General features: G+C 72.2%; 18 protein-coding genes and 2 pseudogenes. 12 read left to right on the forward strand and 8 right to left on the reverse strand.

Going from position 1 to position 17,025, the window contains the following annotated elements; translation table 11 throughout:
• Positions 1–126: pseudogene (locus SYYSPA8_RS31790) on the forward strand (IS630 family transposase); the annotation flags it as partial.
• A 186-nt stretch (positions 127–312) separates the two neighbouring features.
• Positions 313–1,098: pseudogene (locus SYYSPA8_RS31795) on the forward strand (RNA-guided endonuclease InsQ/TnpB family protein); the annotation flags it as partial.
• Positions 1,099–1,127: 29 nt separating this feature from the next.
• Here SYYSPA8_RS31795 and SYYSPA8_RS31800 read toward each other — a convergent pair.
• The 3 genes from SYYSPA8_RS31800 to SYYSPA8_RS31810 all read right to left on the reverse strand — a co-directional run bounded on the left by SYYSPA8_RS31800 (position 1,128) and on the right by SYYSPA8_RS31810 (position 2,693).
• Entirely contained in the window at positions 1,128–1,655 is a 528-nt protein-coding gene (locus SYYSPA8_RS31800; protein WP_323450882.1) for a DUF6879 family protein, read from the reverse strand.
• A gap of 200 nt (positions 1,656–1,855) precedes the next feature.
• Entirely contained in the window at positions 1,856–2,263 is a 408-nt protein-coding gene (locus SYYSPA8_RS31805; protein ID WP_323450883.1) for a VOC family protein, read from the reverse strand.
• A gap of 10 nt (positions 2,264–2,273) precedes the next feature.
• Positions 2,274–2,693, reverse strand: coding sequence for a helix-turn-helix transcriptional regulator (locus tag SYYSPA8_RS31810; protein WP_323450884.1), 420 nt, complete (start codon positions 2,691–2,693; stop codon positions 2,274–2,276).
• A gap of 78 nt (positions 2,694–2,771) precedes the next feature.
• Between SYYSPA8_RS31810 and SYYSPA8_RS31815 the strand changes: the two genes are divergently transcribed.
• Both SYYSPA8_RS31815 and SYYSPA8_RS31820 read left to right on the forward strand, forming a co-directional pair.
• On the forward strand, positions 2,772–3,302 hold the full coding sequence (locus tag SYYSPA8_RS31815) for a GNAT family N-acetyltransferase (RefSeq protein ID WP_323450885.1): 531 nt from the start codon (positions 2,772–2,774) through the stop codon (positions 3,300–3,302).
• 277 nt (positions 3,303–3,579) lie between these two features.
• Positions 3,580–3,717 carry a hypothetical protein gene (locus SYYSPA8_RS31820; RefSeq protein WP_323450886.1) on the forward strand — a complete coding sequence of 46 codons (138 nt, stop codon included), beginning with the start codon at positions 3,580–3,582 and terminating at the stop codon, positions 3,715–3,717.
• Between the two features lie 13 nt (positions 3,718–3,730).
• On the opposite strand, the gene SYYSPA8_RS31825 is transcribed toward SYYSPA8_RS31820, so the two are convergent.
• From SYYSPA8_RS31825 to SYYSPA8_RS31840, 4 genes are all read right to left on the reverse strand, one after another.
• Positions 3,731–4,627 (reverse strand): hypothetical protein, encoded by an 897-nt coding sequence (locus tag SYYSPA8_RS31825; RefSeq protein ID WP_323450887.1) that lies wholly within the window; start codon positions 4,625–4,627, stop codon positions 3,731–3,733.
• Positions 4,628–4,750: 123 nt separating this feature from the next.
• Entirely contained in the window at positions 4,751–5,821 is a 1,071-nt protein-coding gene (locus SYYSPA8_RS31830) for an alkene reductase (RefSeq protein WP_323450888.1), read from the reverse strand.
• Positions 5,822–5,848: 27 nt separating this feature from the next.
• Positions 5,849–6,844, reverse strand: a complete 996-nt coding sequence (locus SYYSPA8_RS31835; RefSeq protein ID WP_323450889.1) for an LLM class flavin-dependent oxidoreductase — start codon at positions 6,842–6,844, stop codon at positions 5,849–5,851.
• A gap of 151 nt (positions 6,845–6,995) precedes the next feature.
• Positions 6,996–7,922, reverse strand: a complete 927-nt coding sequence (locus tag SYYSPA8_RS31840) for a zinc-binding dehydrogenase (RefSeq protein WP_323450890.1) — start codon at positions 7,920–7,922, stop codon at positions 6,996–6,998.
• A 156-nt stretch (positions 7,923–8,078) separates the two neighbouring features.
• On the opposite strand from SYYSPA8_RS31840, the gene SYYSPA8_RS31845 reads away from it, so the two are divergent.
• Positions 8,079–8,774 (forward strand): TetR family transcriptional regulator, encoded by a 696-nt coding sequence (locus SYYSPA8_RS31845; RefSeq protein WP_323450891.1) that lies wholly within the window; start codon positions 8,079–8,081, stop codon positions 8,772–8,774.
• Positions 8,775–8,915: 141 nt separating this feature from the next.
• On the opposite strand, the gene SYYSPA8_RS31850 is transcribed toward SYYSPA8_RS31845, so the two are convergent.
• Positions 8,916–9,680, reverse strand: a complete 765-nt coding sequence (locus SYYSPA8_RS31850; protein WP_323450892.1) for a hypothetical protein — start codon at positions 9,678–9,680, stop codon at positions 8,916–8,918.
• Between the two features lie 283 nt (positions 9,681–9,963).
• Here SYYSPA8_RS31850 and SYYSPA8_RS31855 point away from each other — a divergent pair, with 283 nt between their 5' ends.
• The 7 genes from SYYSPA8_RS31855 (at position 9,964) to SYYSPA8_RS31885 (ending at position 16,977) form a co-directional block, all read left to right on the forward strand.
• Positions 9,964–10,566, forward strand: a complete 603-nt coding sequence (locus SYYSPA8_RS31855) for a TetR/AcrR family transcriptional regulator (protein WP_323450893.1) — start codon at positions 9,964–9,966, stop codon at positions 10,564–10,566.
• A 184-nt stretch (positions 10,567–10,750) separates the two neighbouring features.
• Positions 10,751–11,791 (forward strand): 3-isopropylmalate dehydrogenase, encoded by a 1,041-nt coding sequence (locus SYYSPA8_RS31860; protein WP_323450894.1) that lies wholly within the window; start codon positions 10,751–10,753, stop codon positions 11,789–11,791.
• A gap of 243 nt (positions 11,792–12,034) precedes the next feature.
• Positions 12,035–13,123, forward strand: coding sequence for a branched-chain amino acid aminotransferase (locus SYYSPA8_RS31865; RefSeq protein ID WP_323450895.1), 1,089 nt, complete (start codon positions 12,035–12,037; stop codon positions 13,121–13,123).
• A gap of 200 nt (positions 13,124–13,323) precedes the next feature.
• A complete protein-coding gene (gene ureA, locus SYYSPA8_RS31870; protein ID WP_323450896.1) occupies positions 13,324–14,031 on the forward strand; it encodes an urease subunit gamma in 708 nt (235 codons plus the stop codon).
• Positions 14,028–14,267 (forward strand): hypothetical protein, encoded by a 240-nt coding sequence (locus tag SYYSPA8_RS31875; RefSeq protein ID WP_323450897.1) that lies wholly within the window; start codon positions 14,028–14,030, stop codon positions 14,265–14,267. Before ureA ends, SYYSPA8_RS31875 begins: the two co-directional genes overlap by 4 nt.
• A complete protein-coding gene (locus tag SYYSPA8_RS31880; protein ID WP_323450898.1) occupies positions 14,264–15,955 on the forward strand; it encodes an urease subunit alpha in 1,692 nt (563 codons plus the stop codon). The genes SYYSPA8_RS31875 and SYYSPA8_RS31880 overlap by 4 nt, the downstream gene beginning before the upstream one ends.
• 20 nt (positions 15,956–15,975) lie before the next feature.
• Positions 15,976–16,977: an agmatine deiminase family protein gene (locus SYYSPA8_RS31885; RefSeq protein WP_323450899.1), complete on the forward strand. Its 1,002-nt coding sequence runs from the start codon at positions 15,976–15,978 to the stop codon at positions 16,975–16,977.
• Positions 16,978–17,025: the final 48 nt, after the last annotated feature.

The raw sequence follows: 17,025 nt of genomic DNA on the forward strand, positions 1-17,025 counted from the left end.
GACATCCGCACCTGGCTCACCGACTGGAACGAACACCCCAGACCGTTCATCTGGACCAAGACCGCCGACGAGATCCTCGACAAAGTCGCCCACTACTGCCGACGAATCTCCGACTCAGGTCACTAGGTCGTTTCTTACGGATCAGGCTGGGTGAGGGAGCGGGGTCTGGTGCCGTGCATCGCAAGGCGGAGGAATGAGTCCATGCGGTGGGGGTACCTCCCGGGCCGCCAGGCCCAGGGGGCCATCGGCGATTGACGACAACGCGGCGAGGTGCGGTGCCAGGGCACGCGAGCCCCAGCAAGATCCGTAAGAGACGGCCTAGCGGGCGGGATCGTGCTGACGGTGGTGTGGTCGCGTGAGCTGCCCAAGCCGCCGTCGTCGGTGCGCGTGTACCGCGACAGCCTCGGACACTGGTACTGCTCCTTCGTCGTGGCCACAGTGACCGAGGTCCTGCCGGAGACCGGCAGGAACATCGGCATCGACTGGGGCGTCAAGGAGACCGCCACCACCACCTCAGACGCCCACGACCTGCCGCATGCCCAGCACGGGAAGACGGCTGCCGCAAAGCTGGCGAAGTACCAGCGGATGATGGCCCGGCGCCGGACCCCGAAGAACCGGCCCGACACCGCTGGCTACCGCAAGGCCCGCAGGGCAGCCGCGAAGGTGTCCAAGAAGCTCGCCCGGTAGCGGCAGGACACCGGCCGCAAGTGGGCCAAGCGAGTCGTCCGGGACTTCGACCACCTCGCGGTGGAGGACTTCCGGCCGAAGTTCCTCGCGAAGACCACCATGGCCCGCAAGGCGGCGGACGCCGCGATCGGCGCGACCAAGACGGCCCTGATCGAGATGGGCCGCAAGCACGGCCGGACCGTGCACCTGGTCCACCCCGCGCACACCACCATGGACTGCGCACAGTGCGGAGCGAGAGCCAAGCACGCGCTCCCTCTCTCTGAGAGAACGTATACGTGCACCGCGTGCGGAGCGAGGTCCCCCAGGGACAAGAACTCCGCCCGCGTGATGCTTGTCCGGGCTGGTCTCAACCCGGCTAGTGCTGATCTTGTAAGCCCTGCCCGCTGCTGGCGGCCAGGCGAAGTGAGCTAGGAATCCCCTCCCTTCAGGGAGGGGAGGAGTCAATCGCCGTACTGTGCCCACCAATCGGCGAACGGCACAGCCCGTGCCATCGCCGTGTCCCGGTACTCCAGGAACCTGGACAACTGGTCCTCCGTCAGGAAGTCGGAGCCGATGTACTTGCCTGCGCCGTCGTAGTTCATGGCGCTGATGACGCTCTCGTCGAAGAGCCAGAAGTCCGGGGCGTCCGGGATCGGATTCTCCTGGTGCGTGGTGTCCAGGATGAAGAACTCCTCGCCGGCCGTCATGTTCCGGCGGTAGCCCCAGGACAGCTCGAACCGCAGGTACGGTGTGAGCGGGCGGGCCAGGACGTGGACCCGGTACATGCGCTTCCCCGACCGGGTCGCATTGCCGACCGTGGTCACCCAGTCGGCCGTCGCGAACCCTTCGGGCTGGGGCTTGCCCGCGAGGAAAGCCTGGTAGGCGTCGACGCCCCCGGACCGGCTGTAGTCGTCCAGCGTCTCCAGCCGGAAGGCTTCCCGCGCGAAGTCGTCGAACCAGTCGCCGACTGTCTTAGAAGAGGTTGTCACGAATGGCCTTTCGAATGAGTTCGACGGGGATTTCCACCAGGGCTTCGTGAGCGGGAAGCGTCAGCCCGTGGTCGGCCACCCGGAAACCGCTCAGAGGCCCGGACCGGCCCGGACCGCCGCGGCGTCGACGTGTCCTGGAACGCGAGCCGGCTACGTCCGTCGGCGGGCCCCGACCCCCGTGCGGGACCCGCCCGCCCGCCTCAGGACTGGACGAAGCGCAGCATGTTCCCCGCCGGGTCGCGGAAGGCGCAGTCACGGACGCCGTACGGCTGGTCCACCGGCTCCTGGAGGACGTCGCCGCCCGCCGCGCGGATGCGTTCGAAGGTCGCGTCGACGTCCTGGCTGGTGAAGATGACACCGCGCAGCAGGCCCTTCGCCAGCAGCTCGGACATCGCCTGCTTGTCGGCGGGGGAGGCGTTCGGGTCGGCCAGCGGCGGTTCGAGGACCACGCTCACATCGGGCTGCGAGGGGGCGCCGAGGGTCACCCAGCGCATGCCCTCCCAGCCGACGTCGTTGCGGACCTCCAGGCCCAGGACGTCGCGGTAGAAGGGGAGCGCCTTGTCGTGGTCGTCGACGGCGATGAAGCACTGCGAGAGCTTGATGTCCATGCGTTTCACGCTACGCACCGGGCGTGGCTTTCGCTTCTCCGATCCTGACCGGTCGCGTGTAGATCTTGGCGTAGCAGGCCGGGACGGCGGCGCCCTCGTCATGGCCGCGGGCGCGGTACGCGCTCGGGCTCTCGCCGACCAGTTCCGTGAAGCGCGAGCTGAACGACCCCAGGGACGTACAGCCGACCGCGAAGCAGACATCCGTCACCGACAGGTCGCCCCGCCGCAGCAGGGCCTTGGCGCGTTCGATCCGCCGGGTCATGAGGTAGTTGTACGGGGTCTCCCCGAAGGCGGCGCGGAAGCTGCGGGAGAAGTGGCCCGCCGACATGAGGGCGAAGCGGGCCAGGGCCGGGACGTCGAGGGGTTTCGCGTAGTCGCGATCCATGAGGTCACGGGCCTGCCGCAGCCGGACGAGGTCTTCCAGGGTCACCCTGCCACCATCGCACACAGTGGTGCGGGGACCGTGAATTCGGTGGGAACGGGGAACCGGTCCTGCCAGGCTCGGAACATGACCGACGCACTCCGTACCGTCCACACCTCCCAGCTCACCCCCGAAGGGCTCGACAGAATCCGGACCTTCCTGCGCGACTCCTTCGACGGAGACTTCAGCGACGACGACTTCGAACACGGCCTCGGCGGGATGCACGCCCTCGTCCGGGACGCCGAAGGGCGGATCGCCGGCCACGGCAGTGTCGTCATGCGCCGGGTGCGGGCCGGTGGGCGGTTCCACCGGGTCGGGTACGTGGAAGCCGTGGCCGTGTCGGCGGACCGGCGGCGGCAGGGGATCGGCGGCCTGGTCATGGGCGCGCTGGAGGAGATCATCGAGCGGGCGTACGACTTCGGCGCGCTCTCCGCGTCCGACGCCGGCGCCACGCTCTACCGGGCGCGCGGATGGCGGCTGTGGGAGGGGCGGATCGAGGGCATCGGGCCGGAGGGGATCGTCCACCTCCCGGACGAGGAGGACTCCACCTTCGTCTGGGGCGCGGCCCCGGCGGGCGGGGCCCTGGCCTTCGACTGGCGGGACGGCGACGTTCTCTGAGCGGCGTGCTCCGAGCGGCACGCCCTCGCCCGATCGGCGGATCCCGGGCATCCCTTCCCACCAGGTGGTTTCATGATCTGCGTCTCAGATAGTAGGAAGTCCGACTAGTTGGGGAGACAGCGGGACCCCGCTGGCCTAGCGTGGAAGGCAGCCGAACGTCTCGCTCGATCCAGCGAATGGCGGTGCGCGGCCGTGCCATGCGGGCCACCCCCGCGGCGCGGGCCCCCGCCCAGCCCGGCGCCTTTGACATCCCCCGTGATCTCCGAGGAGTCGATCCATGTCTGCCGAGAGCCTCCGCCGGGCCCGCCGCCACGCCGCCCGCCTGCACCGCACCGCCGAGTCCGACCGCAAGAACGCCGCCGCCGCGCTCCAGCGCGCGCTGGACCGCCGGGACAACGGCGGCTCGGCCGGCTGACCGGCCGCGCGGGTCAGGAGGGCGTCGCGCCGGTATCGATCAGCAGATGGGTACGGGCCGTCGAGAACAGCCGCTGCTGCGCGGCGAGGTTCCCGGGGGTGGCGTCGGTGTCGAAGAGCAGTTGGTAGACACGGCCCGCCCGGCCTGCCACGAAGACCTCGATCCGTTTGCGGGGTTCGCCTGGTTCCGCCCAGTGATAGTCCATCTCCGGCAGAACGGCCTCCCGGCCGTTCTGCCGGGTGGTGCGGTCGGCGGCCCGGAGGCCGGCCATCGCGGACTCGGCGGTGTCGCGGTACCAGGCCGGCTGCCCCGTGGCGGCCGCGCGGGCGGTCGGCCCATACGTCGTGTCGCGCTTGACGCTCATGGTGTGGACGCCGTCCGGGGAACGCCAGGTGCTCTGGATGTCGTTGTCCACCGTCCGCGTCCAGCTCTTGGGCAGGGCGAAGGCCGCTGTGAGCCCCGGAGCCGCCACCCGGTGCCAGCCCGGGGGCGCGGGCCGGGGCGACGCCGGTGGCCGGGCGGCCGCCCCGGTGGTCGGTGAACCGGGCCCGGGAGTCCCCGGCCGAGTCGGCGTGGACGAGGCCGGAGAGGTCTTTCCCGGCGGGACCGGCAGGACCGGCAGGACCGGCGGGACCGGCAGGACCGGCGGGGCCGGCGGGGCGGACCGAGACGCTGTCGGTGTGGGCGGGGCGGGGGCGGCCGGCCCCGCCGGGTCCAGCGAGGTCTCGGCCCCCTTGGCGATGGTCCGGTTGGCCGGTGAACCCCCGACCGACGGAATCCCGAAGACCGCCAGCAGCAGACCGAGGACGGCGGTGACCGCCGAGACCAGCGCCGCCACCTCCCCGATGCGCCGGCCCCGCGACGCCGCCCCGCCCGGAGAAGGAGCCGGTTCCGCGCCCGCACCGCTCATGTCTCTCCCCCCTGCCGCACCGCGCGTGCGGCCCCCGAGTCCATTGAACGGGAGGAGCCCCCCTCCCGGCGGGGATTCACGGCAGGAGGGCCCACGCTCCCCCGGCCCATGGCGGCCGGGGCGTCAGGGCGTCAGCGTCGGATAGTCCGTGTAGCCCCGCGCGCCCCCGCCGTAGAAGCCCGTCCGCCGCGCCTCGTTGAGGGGCGCGCCGATCCGGCAGCGGGCCACCAGGTCCGGGTTGGCCAGGAAGTCCCGGCCGAAGGAGACCAGGTCCGCGCCCCGGGCGAGGGCGTGTGCGGCGGCCTGGGGCTTGTCGCGGTCCGCCGGGAGCGGGGTGACCATCAGCGCCGTCGGCCACAGCTCCCGCAGCGCCGGGTCCAGTTCCGTACCCGTCTCGCCGTGGTGCAGATACGCGATCCCCAGCGGTGCGAGCGCACGGGCCAGGGCCGTGTACGTGCCGTACGGGTCGGCCTCCGTCAGATCGCCGAACGGGTTCGACGGCGAGATGCGCAACCCCACCCGGTGCGCGCCGACGGTGTCGGCGACGGCCCGGGTGATCGCGACGGTGAGCCGGATACGGCCCTCGGTGTCGCCGCCCCAGCGGTCGGTGCGGAGGTTGGCGTTCTCCGCGAGGAACTGGTGGAGCAGATAGCCGTTGGCGGCGTGGATCTCCACCCCGTCCAGGCCGGCGGCCACCGCCCGGCACGCGGAGCGGACGAAGTCGTCGACCAGCTCCCGGATCGCGCCGTCGGTGAGGGCCCGGGGGGTGACGGCCGGCACCCGGCCGCCCGGGGTGTGGACGAGGGTGTCGGCGGCCACCGCCGAGGGGGCCACCGGCAGCGACCCCCCGGGCAGGAAGTCCGGGTGGGCGAGCCGGCCCGCGTGCATGAGCTGGAGGAAGATCCGCCCGCCCGCCGCGTGCACCCCGTCCGCGACCCGCGCCCAGCCGTCCTGGTGCGCGTCGGTGAACAGGCCCGGAGCGTCGGGGCCGATGGCGCCGGACGCGACCGGATGGGTGCCCTCGGCCACGATCAGCCCCGCCGACGCGCGCTGGGCGTAGTAGTCGGCCATCAGCGCGCCGGGCGTGCCGTCGGCTTCCGCGCGGGCACGGCTCATCGGAGCCATGACCATGCGGTTGGGCAGGGTGAGGTCACCGAGCCGGGTGGGCTCGAAGAGGGCGGCGGGCGCGTGCACGGCGGGTCCTTTCGGGAGTGTGCCGGGTCAGAGGTTCCAGGCCTTGGCGAGCAGTTCGTACGAGCGCAGCCGGGCGTCAAAGTCCCACGCCTCGCTGAGGATCATCAGCTCGTCGGCGCCCGTGCGGTCCACGAGGCCTTCGAGGCCCCGGCGGACGGTGTCCGGCGTGCCGACGAAGGACTCGGCGAGCATCCCGTTCACCATCTGCGCCTCCTGCGGAGCCCACAGCGTGTCGATGTCGTCCACCGGCGGCAGGAACTCCATGCCGCCCCGGAAGTGCGTGAGGAACTTCTGCTGGAGCGAGCTGAAGATCCGTACGGCTTCGGTGTCCGTGCCGGCGACGACCGCGTTGGCCGCGACGATCGCGTACGGCTTCGCCAGCGTCGCCGACGGGCGGAACCCGGCCCGGTACAGCTCCAGGGCGGGGATGAGCTGGTCGGGCGAGAAGTGCGACGCGAAGACGAACGGCAGTCCCTCGCGGGCGGCGAGGGCCGCGCCGAAGGTGCTGGAGCCGAGGATGTAGACGGGTACGCCGGAGCCCTCGCCGGGGATCGCGCGGACCTTGCGCTGGGCGCTGCCCGGTGCGAGGTAGCCGCGCAACTCCGCGACCTGCTCGGGGAAGTCGGCGCCGCTGGCGTGCTCGCGGCGCAGGGCGCGCGTGGTCCACGGGTCGGTGCCGGGCGCGCGGCCGAGGCCGAGGTCGATCCGGTCCGGGTGGTACGCGGCCAGGGTGCCGAACTGCTCGGCGACCACGTACGGGGCGTGGTTGGGGAGCATGATGCCGCCCGCGCCGACCTTGATCCGCTCGGTGGCGGCGGCCACCTGCCCGATGATGATCGACGTCGCGGAGCTGGCCATCGCCGGGGTGTTGTGGTGCTCGGAGATCCAGAAGCGGCGGTAGCCGTACGCCTCGGTGGCGCGGGCCAGCGCGACGGTGTTCTCCAGCGCCTCGGCGGCGGGCCGGCCCGTGCGGATCGGGGAGAGGTCGAGGACGGCGAGCGGGACGTTGGAGTAGCTGGTCATGTCCGTTCTTTCGGTGGGGCGGGGCGCCAGGGGTGGGCCCCGGGGGAGGGGAAGGGGTCGGGGGGCCCGGTTCCGGTCCGTGGGATACGGGAGGAACCGGGCCGTCGCCGTCACGGCGGCGCGGACGGGTGAGTCGGCTCGGGGGGAGTCGTCAGGACAGGTCCAGAACGGCCTTTCCGGTGAGCCGGCTCTCGCGGACGGCGTCGAGCGTGCCGGCGGCGTCGGTCCAGTCGCCGCGCGACGCGATGTGCGTCCGCAGCCTCCCGGCGGCCACCTCGGCGGCGAGCCAGGTCAGATCCGTGTCGATACCGCCGCCGGTCATCTCGAAGAAGGTGACGATCGAGCGGTCCTGGCGCGTCGGGTCGGCGAGCAGGGCGCCCGGTGCGAAGGCCGTGGTGCCGCCGGAGGCCGCACCCGTCAGCACGAGCGTGCCGCCCTCGCCGAGCGCGTCGAAGTACGCGGCCAGGTCGGGGCCGCCGACCTGGTCGAGCACGCCGTCGACCCGGGCGGTGATCCCGCCGGGGCCGGTGACGACCTCGTGGGCGCCCAGCGCGCGCAGCTCGTCCGCCAGCTCCGGCTTCCGGGCGACCGCGATCACCCGCGCTCCGCCCCGGGCGGCGAGCTGGACGGCGAACCGGCCGACCGCGCCCGATGCCCCGTTGACCAGGACCCGCCGGCCCAGGATCGGGCCCAGCCTGCGCAGGGCGCGCAGCGCGGTCCCGCCGGAGACGGGCAGGGTGCTCATCTCGCCGAGGTCGGCGCCCTCGGGGACGGTGCCGATCAGCGCCGTGTCGACGGCCCGCAGCTCCGCCCAGCCCTCGCTGAGGCCGAGCGTGGTCACGGGGGTGCCGGCCGCCGGGCCCGAGCCGTCGGCTGCGGCCCGCTCGATCACACCGGCGGCGTCCCAGCCGATCACCGCGCCGTCGGGTGCGCCCGGAAGGATGTAGCGGAACTCGGCCGGGTTGGGCGAGATCGCCGTGACCCGGACGAGTGCCTGGTGGGGCGCGGGTACGGGGTCGGGAGCCGCGGCGAGACGCAGCTGCCCCGGGGCGGAGCGGTCGACGATCAGGGCACGCATGGGATTCCTCCGGTTGATCTCTGGAACGGGGCGGGACGGGCCGGGCCACGGAAGGAGACATCAAGAAAACGTCACTCAGTGGCACATGCCTATGGTAGGCAAACGCTGCTCGGTGGCTTGGGTATTCCAGGGGCGGTTCTGCCTACACTCGCCGGTATGACGACAGCGACCGCGACGACACCGGGACCGGAGGGGAAGGAACTGCCGCTGCGCGAGCGCAAGCGGCTGCGCACCCGGCGGGCCCTGGTCGAGGCGGCGCTCGTCCGGTACGCCCGGGACGGCTTCGAGCACACGACGCTCGACGACCTCACCGACGACGTGGAGATCTCCAAGCGGACCTTCTTCCGCTACTTCGCTTCCAAGGAGGACGTGGCGCTCGCGCCGGAGAAGGAGTTCTGGGCGGCCTTCCTGGACGTGCTCCGGGAGGCCGAGCTGTCGGGGCCGGTCCTCGGCGTCCTGCACCGGGCCCTGGTCACCGCCCTGGAGCGGATGGGGGAGGAGTGGGAGCGCCGGTTCGCGGAGAGCCGGCGGCTCGTGGAGCGGATCCCGGCGCTGGCGGCGCACAGCCTCCAGCACTGCGCCGAGACCTCCGGCGACATCCTGGAGCTGCTCTCCGTACGCCTGGGACCGCTCGCGGCGGACGACGGCGGACCGGACGGGCCCGGCATGGACGAACTCCGGCTGCGGATCGCGCTGGAGATCACCGTGGCTGCGTTCCGGTGCGCCCTGCACACCTGGTCGACGGGGCCGGCGGACGCGGGCCGCGCGGAGCTGATCGCCCTGACCGGCCGCGCGTTCGCCGCCGTACCCGGGAGCCTGGACCTCATGGCCCGGCCCGCCGGGCACGGCTGACGGACCGGTCCATGATCTGACGGACTGGTCCGCGAACGACCGGTCCGCCATCGACGCGGGCGCCCGGCCGGAACCGTGAGGGTGTTCCGGCCGGGCGCCCGTCATGCCGTTCCCGTTCCCCGGAGGGAGCCGGGACGGTGATCAGATCTGCGGCTTCGGGTGCGGCGGCGACACGTCGAAGGACGAGTGCGCCCCACCCAGCGCCCGGGACTCGGGCAGCCAGGACGAGATGATCAGGCTGGTCCGGTCCATGAGCTGCTCGGCGCCGAGCCGCCCGGGCAGGAAGCGGCCGAAGGCGGGCAGCGCCTCCAGGTCGGCCAGGCCCTGGGAGATCGCGGTGGCCGCGTCGGCGTCGCCGGACTTCTCGGCGACGGTGATGATGCCGATCTGCTTCTCCTCCGGCTGGAACATCAGCCAGACGCTCGACAGGCCCTGCTTCTCGGCCTCGTCACGGATCGCCGGGTACACCTCGGCCAGCAGCTGCTCGACGTTCTCGTTGGTGTACGAGTAGCGCTCGAACCGGTTGATGTGGTGCGCGGTGGCCATCGGCTTGAAGTCGTGCGCGCCGGTGACCTTCCAGTAGTGCTTGTCCACACCGGGGAAGCGCGACCAGAACTTCACGCCGGGCTCCGGGAAGAGCTCCTCGTTGGTGAAGTGGTTGTAGTCGAGGACGTTCTCCCAGGTGTCGAAGAGGTAGCGCCCGCCGATGTACTTGACGCCGGTGGCCGGGTCGAAGCGCAGCGGGGTGTACTTGTGGCGCATGCCGGGGCGGATGTCCATGTTGGGGCGCTCGCGCTCCAGCATGTCGACCAGGTCCTGGGTGGAGTAGCGGTCATCCAGGGGGAAGTCGGAGGTGAAGGCCGCCTCTGCCTTGATCGGGCCGGTCTCGTAGCCGCGGACGTCCATGACGTTTCCTCTCTCACTCTCACACTGCGTACTGCCGCTCCCCGGATCGGGTGATCCCGTGTCGGTACGGACCGTGCCCTGGCATGGGCACGGCGGGGAGGGCCGGTGGGCGCGGCCCCGGTGTCGGGGCCGCGTCCGGACCTGTGGTGCTCCGCCCTGAGGTGCTTCGCGCCACGCGGCCGGCCGGTCGGAACAGGGGTTGTTCCGCTAACCGGACCGCTCGGTCATGTTGAGAACCGTAGCACAACCTGACCGCGCGGTCCGCTTCGGTAGGATGGGAGGCATGACAAGAGCCGACGCCGTACGCAACAGACGCCTGCTGATGGACGCCGCGACCGCCGAGTTCGCCGAGAACGGCATGGACGTGTCGATCACGCGGATCGCCTCGCGGGCCGGGGTGGGCAAGGGGACCGTCTTCCGCCACTTCGACACCAAGGAACAACTGCTCGCCGAGATCTTCAGCGACCGCCTGGAAGAGCTGGTCGCCGCCGGGGAACGGCTCGCGGAGTCCGCCGACCCCGGGGCCGCGCTGCTGGAGTTCATGACCATCGGTACGGAGATCCAGGCGCGCGACCGCTCGTTCTGCCAGGCCGCCGCCGCGCTCTCGCGCTGCGAGGCCACCGTGCGGACCTCCCGGGAACGCCTCGCCGACGTGGCCGACGTCCTCGTGGAGCGGGCGCGGGCGGCGGGGGCGGTCCGCGACGACGTCACCGGACTGGATGTCGTACTGCTGCTCAGCGCCGCCTCCCAGGCCGTGCTGAGCCTGAGCGGCGAGACCCCCGGGCTCTGGCGGCGCTACCTCGCGATGGTCTTCGACGGTCTGCGGCCCGAGGCGGCCCGCCCGCTGCCGGTGCCCGCGCCCACCCGGGCCGAGTTCACGGGCTGAACGGGCTGAACCGGCTGAACGGGCTGAACCGGCTGAACCGGCTGAACCGCCGGGGCCGTGCAGGCCGAAGTGCTGGCGCCGTACCGCTGGTGGCCTGCGGCGGAAGGCCCGGGTCCGGACCGGAATCCGTCCACATGATGGACGACATCTGCTCATGGTCTGGGACGCGGAGTAGGGTGCCGCCATGTCTCGCAGCCTCGATATCGCAGTGATCCCCGGTGACGGAATCGGCCAGGAGGTCGTGGCCCAGGGCCTGAAGGTCCTCACGGCCGTCCTCCCGCCGGACGTGAAGCTGGAGACCACTCCGTACGACCTCGGCGCGCAGCGCTGGCACCGCACCGGCGAGACCCTGCCGGACGCGGAGCTGGAAGCGCTCAAGGGCCACGACGCCATCCTGCTCGGCGCCATCGGCGACCCGGGCGTGCCCTCCGGGGTGCTGGAGCGCGGGCTGCTGCTCAAGCTGCGGTTCGCCTTCGACCACTTCATCAACCTGCGGCCGTCGAAGCTGTTCCCGAACACCTCGACCCCGCTGGCCGGCACCCCCGAGATCGACTTCGTCGTCGTCCGCGAGGGCACCGAGGGCCCGTACACGGGCAACGGCGGTTCGCTGCGCACCGGCACGCCCGCCGAGGTCGCCACCGAGGTCAGCGTGAACACCGCGTACGGTGTCGAGCGCGTGGTCCGTGACGCCTTCGAGCGCGCCGCCGCCCGCCCCCGCAAGAAGCTGACGCTCGTCCACAAGAACAACGTCCTCGTCTACGCGGGACACCTCTGGAAGAACGTCTTCGACCGCGTGGCCCAGGAGTACCCCCAGGTCACCACCGACTATCTGCATGTCGACGCCGCGACGATCTTCTTCGTCACCCAGCCCGAGCGCTTCGACGTCATCGTCACCGACAACCTCTTCGGCGACATCCTGACCGACCTGGCCGCCGCCGTGACCGGCGGTATCGGCCTGGCGGCCTCCGGCAACATCAACCCGACGGGCGCCTTCCCGTCGATGTTCGAGCCGGTCCACGGCTCCGCGCCCGACATCGCGGGCACCGGCAAGGCCGACCCCACCGCCACGATCCTCTCCGTCGCCCTCCTCCTGCGCCACCTCGGCTTCGACGCCGAGGCCGCCCGGATCGAGGAGGCCGTCTCCGCCGACCTGGCGGGCCGCGACGGCACGTTCCGTACGACGGACGAGATCGGCGACGCGCTCGCGGTACGGGTAGCGAGCTGACCCGACGTCTCCTGAAACGAAGCCGCCGGGTCGCCAACGCGCCCGGCGGTTTCGTCCTGTACGGCCCCGGGTGCCACCATCCAACCGGGACCGCTTTCACCCCATCCACCCTGTTTCTTGCGCCGGGACATTCGAGCGATAATCGAACCGGGCCGTGGCATGCGGGAATGTCCGGACGTCCGAGATCCAGTAGCGGCGTGAGCGCGGTCCGTCACATCCACACGGTGAAGGACAAGAGCACTCATGACGACGCCCACGATCGAGTTGAAGCCCTCCGCGCACCCGCTCTCCGACGCCGAGCGCGCGGCGATCCTGGCCGACCCCGGCTTCGGCCGCCACTTCACCGACCACATGGTGACCATCAAGTGGACCGAGGGCCGCGGCTGGCACGAGGCCCAGCTCACCCCGTACGCCCCGCTCTCCATCGACCCCGCCAACATGACCCTGCACTACGCGCAGGAGATCTTCGAGGGGCTGAAGGCGTACCGCCGGCCCGACGGCTCGGTCGCCACCTTCCGCCCCGGCGCCAACGCCGAGCGCTTCCGCCGCTCCGCCCGCCGGCTCGCCATGCCCGAGCTGCCCGACGAGCTGTTCATCGCCGCCTGTGACGCGCTGGTGCGCCAGGACAACGCGTGGGTCCCGCCCCACGGCGGCGAGTCCTCGCTCTATCTGCGGCCGTTCATGATCGCGACCGAGGTCGGCCTCGGCGTCCGCCCGGCCAACGAGTACCTGTTCATCGTGATCGCCTCCCCGGCCGCCGCCTACTTCTCCGGCGGGGTCAAGCCGGTCTCCGTCTGGCTCTCCGAGAACTACGTCCGCGCCGTCCCCGGCGGCATGGGCTTCGCCAAGACCGGCGGCAACTACGCCGCCTCCCTGCTCGCCCAGGCCGAGGCCGCCGAGAAGGGCTGCGACCAGGTCGTCTGGCTGGACGCGCTGGAGCACCGCTGGGTCGAGGAGATGGGCGGGATGAACCTGTACTTCGTGTACGGGGACCGCATCGTCACACCGGAGCTGACCGGCTCCCTCCTCGCCGGCATCACCCGGGACTCGCTGCTCACGCTCGCCCGGGACCTCGGTTACACCTCCGAGGAGGGCCGGATCTCCACCGAGCAGTGGCGGCGCGACACCGAGAATGGCACCCTCACCGAGGTCTTCGCCTGCGGCACGGCGGCCGTCATCACCCCGGTCGGCTCCGTGAAGTCGGCGGGCGGCGACTGGACCCAGGGCGACGGGCAGCCGGGCGCGGTGACCCTGAAGCTGCGCGAGGCCCTGCTGAACATCCAGACCGGCGCCGCCGCCGACGCGCACGGCTGGATGCACGACCTGGGCTGATCCGCCCTCCCGGCCCGCGCCGGGCCTTCTCCCGCGTACGCCCCCGTCCTCCGCTGCTGACGGGGGCGTACGCATGTCCGCGACCAAGCGGCATCCCAGGTCCTGTCCCAGTATTGGAGCATTGCTCAAAAAATCTCCCCATACCTTTCACTCCTTCCTGCTCCAGGTTTAGAGTGCTGTTCAAAAGGAGGTGTGGCGAGGTGCGACTGACTCCCACCGAACGGGACCGGCTCCTGCTCTTCGGCGCCGCCGAGCTGGCCAGGGCCCGCCGGGCGCGCGGACTGCGGCTCAACGTCCCGGAGGCCACCGCGCTGATCGCGGACACCGTCTGCGAGGCCGCCCGCGACGGGCGGCGGCTCGCGGAGGCGGTGGCGGCGGCCCGCTCCGTCCTCGGCCCGGACGACGTGCTCCCCGGAGTCGCCGACATCGTCACCGAGGTCCATGTGGAGGCGGTCTTCGACGACGGCTCCCGGCTCGCCGTGGTCACCGACCCCATCGGCGGCGGCTCCCTCGGCGACGCGGCGCCCGGCGCGGTGCTGCCAGGCCCCGCCGACCCGCCCACCGCGCCCGCGCTCACCCTGACCGTACGGAACACCGCCGCCGTACCCGTCAGCGTCACCTCCCACTTCCACTTCTTCGAGGCCAACCCCCGGCTGGACTTCGACCGCCGCGCCGCGTACGGGATGCGGCTCCACGTCCCGGCGGGCTCCTCCGTCCGCTTCGACCCGGGCGCGGTGACCGACGTGGGGCTCGTCCCCCTCGGCGGCGACCGGATCGCCATCGGGTTCGCCGGGCTCGTCGACGGGGAACTGGACGCGCCCGGGGCCCGCGAGGAGGCCCTGCGGCGGGCCGCGGCCTGCGGCTATCTCGGCGCCGCCCCGGACGTGCCCCGGGCGGCGGACCGATGATCGGGATGATCGCCGTCGTCGCCGTCTCCACCCGGCCCCCGGCGGCCGACCGGGCGGCGGAGCCCCAGCCGCTGCCCGGCCTCTCCCTGCTGATGATCGCGACCGCCGTGGCCGCCCTGACCGCCGCCACCGGACTGCTCTCCCGCAGGGCCGGCACCCCCGCCCGGCACGGCGCACGCTGCGGGGACTCCCCCTCGCCGCGTACCGGCGCCGACACCCCCCGGAGGCCGTCATGACCGCGATCGACCCCCGCGACTACGCCGCCGTCCACGGCCCCCGGGCCGGCGACCGCGTCGTCCTCGGCGACACCGGCCTCGTCCTCCGCGTCGAGTCCGACTCCCAGCGGCCCGGCGACGAATTCCTCGCCGGCTTCGGCAAGACCGCCCGCGACGGACTCCACCTCAAGGCCGCCGCCGTCCGCGACACCTGCGACATCGTCATCAGCAACGTCCTGGTCATCGACGCCGTCCAGGGCATCCGCAAGGTCTCCATCGGCATCCGCGAGGGCCGGATCGCCGGCATCGGCCGCGCCGGGAACCCGGACACCCTCGACGGGGTCGACGTCGTCACCGGCACCGGGACCACCATCGTCTCCGGCGAGGGCCTGATCGCCACCGCCGGAGCCATCGACACCCATGTCCATCTGCTCTCGCCCCGGATCATGGAAGCCTCCCTCGCCTCCGGTGTCACCACCGTCATCGGCCAGGAGTTCGGCCCGGTCTGGGGCGTCGGCGTCAACTCCCCGTGGGCGCTGCGGCACGCCTTCTCCGCCTTCGACGCCTGGCCGGTGAACATCGGCTTCCTCGCCCGGGGCTCCTCCTCCGACCCCGCCCCCCTGATCGAGGCCCTCGCCGAGGGCGGCGCCTGCGGCTTCAAGGTCCACGAGGACATGGGCGCCCACACCCGCGCCCTCGACACCGCGCTCCGGGTCGCCGACGCGTACGACGTACAGGTCGCCCTGCACAGCGACGGACTGAACGAATGCCTGTCGGTCGAGGACACCCTCGCGGTCCTCGAAGGCCGCACCATCCACGCGTTCCACATCGAGGGCTGCGGCGGCGGCCACGTCCCCAACGTGCTGAAGATGGCGGGCGTCCCGAACGTCATCGGCTCGTCCACCAACCCCACCCTCCCCTTCGGCCGGGACGCGGTCGCCGAACACTACGGAATGATCGTCTCCGTCCACGATCTGAAGACCGACCTCCCCGGCGACGCCGCCATGGCCCGCGACCGCATCCGCGCCGGGACCATGGGCGCGGAGGACGTCCTGCACGACCTCGGCGCTATCGGCATCACCTCCTCCGACGCCCAGGGCATGGGCCGGGCCGGCGAGACCGTACGCCGCACCTTCGCCATGGCCGGGAAGATGAAGGCCGAACTGGGCCCCCTGCCCGGCGACGGCCCCCACGACGACAACGCCCGCGTCCTGCGCTACATCGCCAAACTCACCATCAACCCCGCCATCGCCCACGGCCTCGCCCACGAGGTCGGCTCCGTCGAGACCGGCAAACTCGCCGACATCGTGCTCTGGCGCCCCGAGTACTTCGGCGCCAAACCCCAGCTCGTCCTGAAGTCCGGCTTCCCCGCGTACGGCGTCACCGGCGACCCGGGCGCCGCCACCGACACCTGCGAACCACTGATCATCGGACCCCAGTTCGGCGCGTACGGGGCCACCGCCGCCGAGATCTCCGTCGCCTTCGTCGCCGGGGCCGCCACCGACCTCGGAAACGACCGCATGCCGACCCGCCGCCGCCGGGTCGCCGTCCGCGACACCCGGCACATCGGCCCCGCCGACCTGCGGCACAACTCCCGCACCGGCGATGTGGCCGTGGACCCCCGTACCGGACTGGTCACCCTCGACGGCGACCCCGTCCGCTCCGAACCCGCCGACACCGTCTCCCTCAACCGCCTCTACTTCCTCTAGGAGCCCGGACCGTGTTCCGCATGCCGCCCGAATGGGCCCCGCACGAGCGCACCTGGATGGCCTGGCCCGCGCCCAACACCACCTTCACCGCCGACGTCCTGCCCGCCGCCCGCCGCGCCTGGGCCGAGGTCGCCCGGACCGTCCGCCGCTTCGAACCGGTGACGATGCTCGTCCCGCCCGGCGGCGCCGACGAGGCCAGGACCCTCCTCGGACCCGGCATCGACCTCGTCGAACGGCCCCTCGACGACGCCTGGATGCGGGACATCGGCCCCACCTTCGTCACCGACGGCAGCCGGCTCGCCGCCGTCGACTGGGTCTTCAACGGCTGGGGCGCCCAGGACTGGGCCCGCTGGGAGCACGACGCGCACATCGCCCGGGAGATCGCCCACCTCGCCGGAGCCCCCGTCCACCCCTCCCGCCTCACCAACGAGGGCGGCGGCATCCACGTCGACGGCGAAGGCACCGTCCTGCTCACCGAGACCGTGCAACTCGGCCCCGAACGCAACCCCGGCTGGACCCGCGAAGAGGTCGAGACCGAGATCCACGCCCGCCTCGGCACCACCAAGGCCATCTGGCTCAAACGCGGACTGACCGCCGACTACGACGGCTACGGCACCCTCGGCCACATCGACATCGTCGCCGCCTTCGCCGGACCCGGAGTGATCGTCGCCCACACCCAGCCCGACCCCGACCACCCCGACCACGCCCTCTGCGCCGAGAACATCGCCTACCTCCGGCAGCAGACCGACGCCCGCGGCCGCCCCTTCGACGTGGTCGGGATCCCCGCCCCCACCGCCGTCCGCGACCCCGACGGAGCATGGGCCGACTACTCGTACATCAACCACTACGTCTGCAACGGGGGAGTGGTCCTCTGCGCCTTCGGCGACCCCCGCGACCAGGAGGCCGCCGCGACGCTCCGCCGGCTCTACCCCGGCCGCGAGGTCGTCCTCGTCGACGCCCGGCCCGTCTTCGCGGGCGGCGGCGGCATCCACTGCATCACCCAGCAGCAACCCCGGGTCTGACACCGCCTCCCCGCCCGGAGATCAGGTAGAAAAGACGGATGACCGATC

It is taken from the genome of Streptomyces yaizuensis, assembly GCF_034961445.1.
GTDB classification, from domain to species: domain Bacteria; phylum Actinomycetota; class Actinomycetes; order Streptomycetales; family Streptomycetaceae; genus Streptomyces; species Streptomyces yaizuensis.

Coding starts and splice junctions, on each gene's coding strand:
- SYYSPA8_RS31805 (WP_323450883.1), bottom strand. CDS start 2,263: ATGGACATCAAGCTCTCGCAGTGCTTCATCGCCGTCGACGACCACGAC.
- SYYSPA8_RS31815 (WP_323450885.1), top strand. CDS start 2,772: ATGACCGACGCACTCCGTACCGTCCACACCTCCCAGCTCACCCCCGAA.
- SYYSPA8_RS31820 (WP_323450886.1), top strand. CDS start 3,580: ATGTCTGCCGAGAGCCTCCGCCGGGCCCGCCGCCACGCCGCCCGCCTG.
- SYYSPA8_RS31825 (WP_323450887.1), bottom strand. CDS start 4,627: ATGAGCGGTGCGGGCGCGGAACCGGCTCCTTCTCCGGGCGGGGCGGCG.
- SYYSPA8_RS31835 (WP_323450889.1), bottom strand. CDS start 6,844: ATGACCAGCTACTCCAACGTCCCGCTCGCCGTCCTCGACCTCTCCCCG.
- SYYSPA8_RS31840 (WP_323450890.1), bottom strand. CDS start 7,922: ATGCGTGCCCTGATCGTCGACCGCTCCGCCCCGGGGCAGCTGCGTCTC.
- SYYSPA8_RS31845 (WP_323450891.1), top strand. CDS start 8,079: ATGACGACAGCGACCGCGACGACACCGGGACCGGAGGGGAAGGAACTG.
- SYYSPA8_RS31850 (WP_323450892.1), bottom strand. CDS start 9,680: ATGGACGTCCGCGGCTACGAGACCGGCCCGATCAAGGCAGAGGCGGCC.
- SYYSPA8_RS31855 (WP_323450893.1), top strand. CDS start 9,964: ATGACAAGAGCCGACGCCGTACGCAACAGACGCCTGCTGATGGACGCC.
- SYYSPA8_RS31860 (WP_323450894.1), top strand. CDS start 10,751: ATGTCTCGCAGCCTCGATATCGCAGTGATCCCCGGTGACGGAATCGGC.
- SYYSPA8_RS31865 (WP_323450895.1), top strand. CDS start 12,035: ATGACGACGCCCACGATCGAGTTGAAGCCCTCCGCGCACCCGCTCTCC.
- SYYSPA8_RS31875 (WP_323450897.1), top strand. CDS start 14,028: ATGATCGGGATGATCGCCGTCGTCGCCGTCTCCACCCGGCCCCCGGCG.
- SYYSPA8_RS31880 (WP_323450898.1), top strand. CDS start 14,264: ATGACCGCGATCGACCCCCGCGACTACGCCGCCGTCCACGGCCCCCGG.
- SYYSPA8_RS31885 (WP_323450899.1), top strand. CDS start 15,976: ATGCCGCCCGAATGGGCCCCGCACGAGCGCACCTGGATGGCCTGGCCC.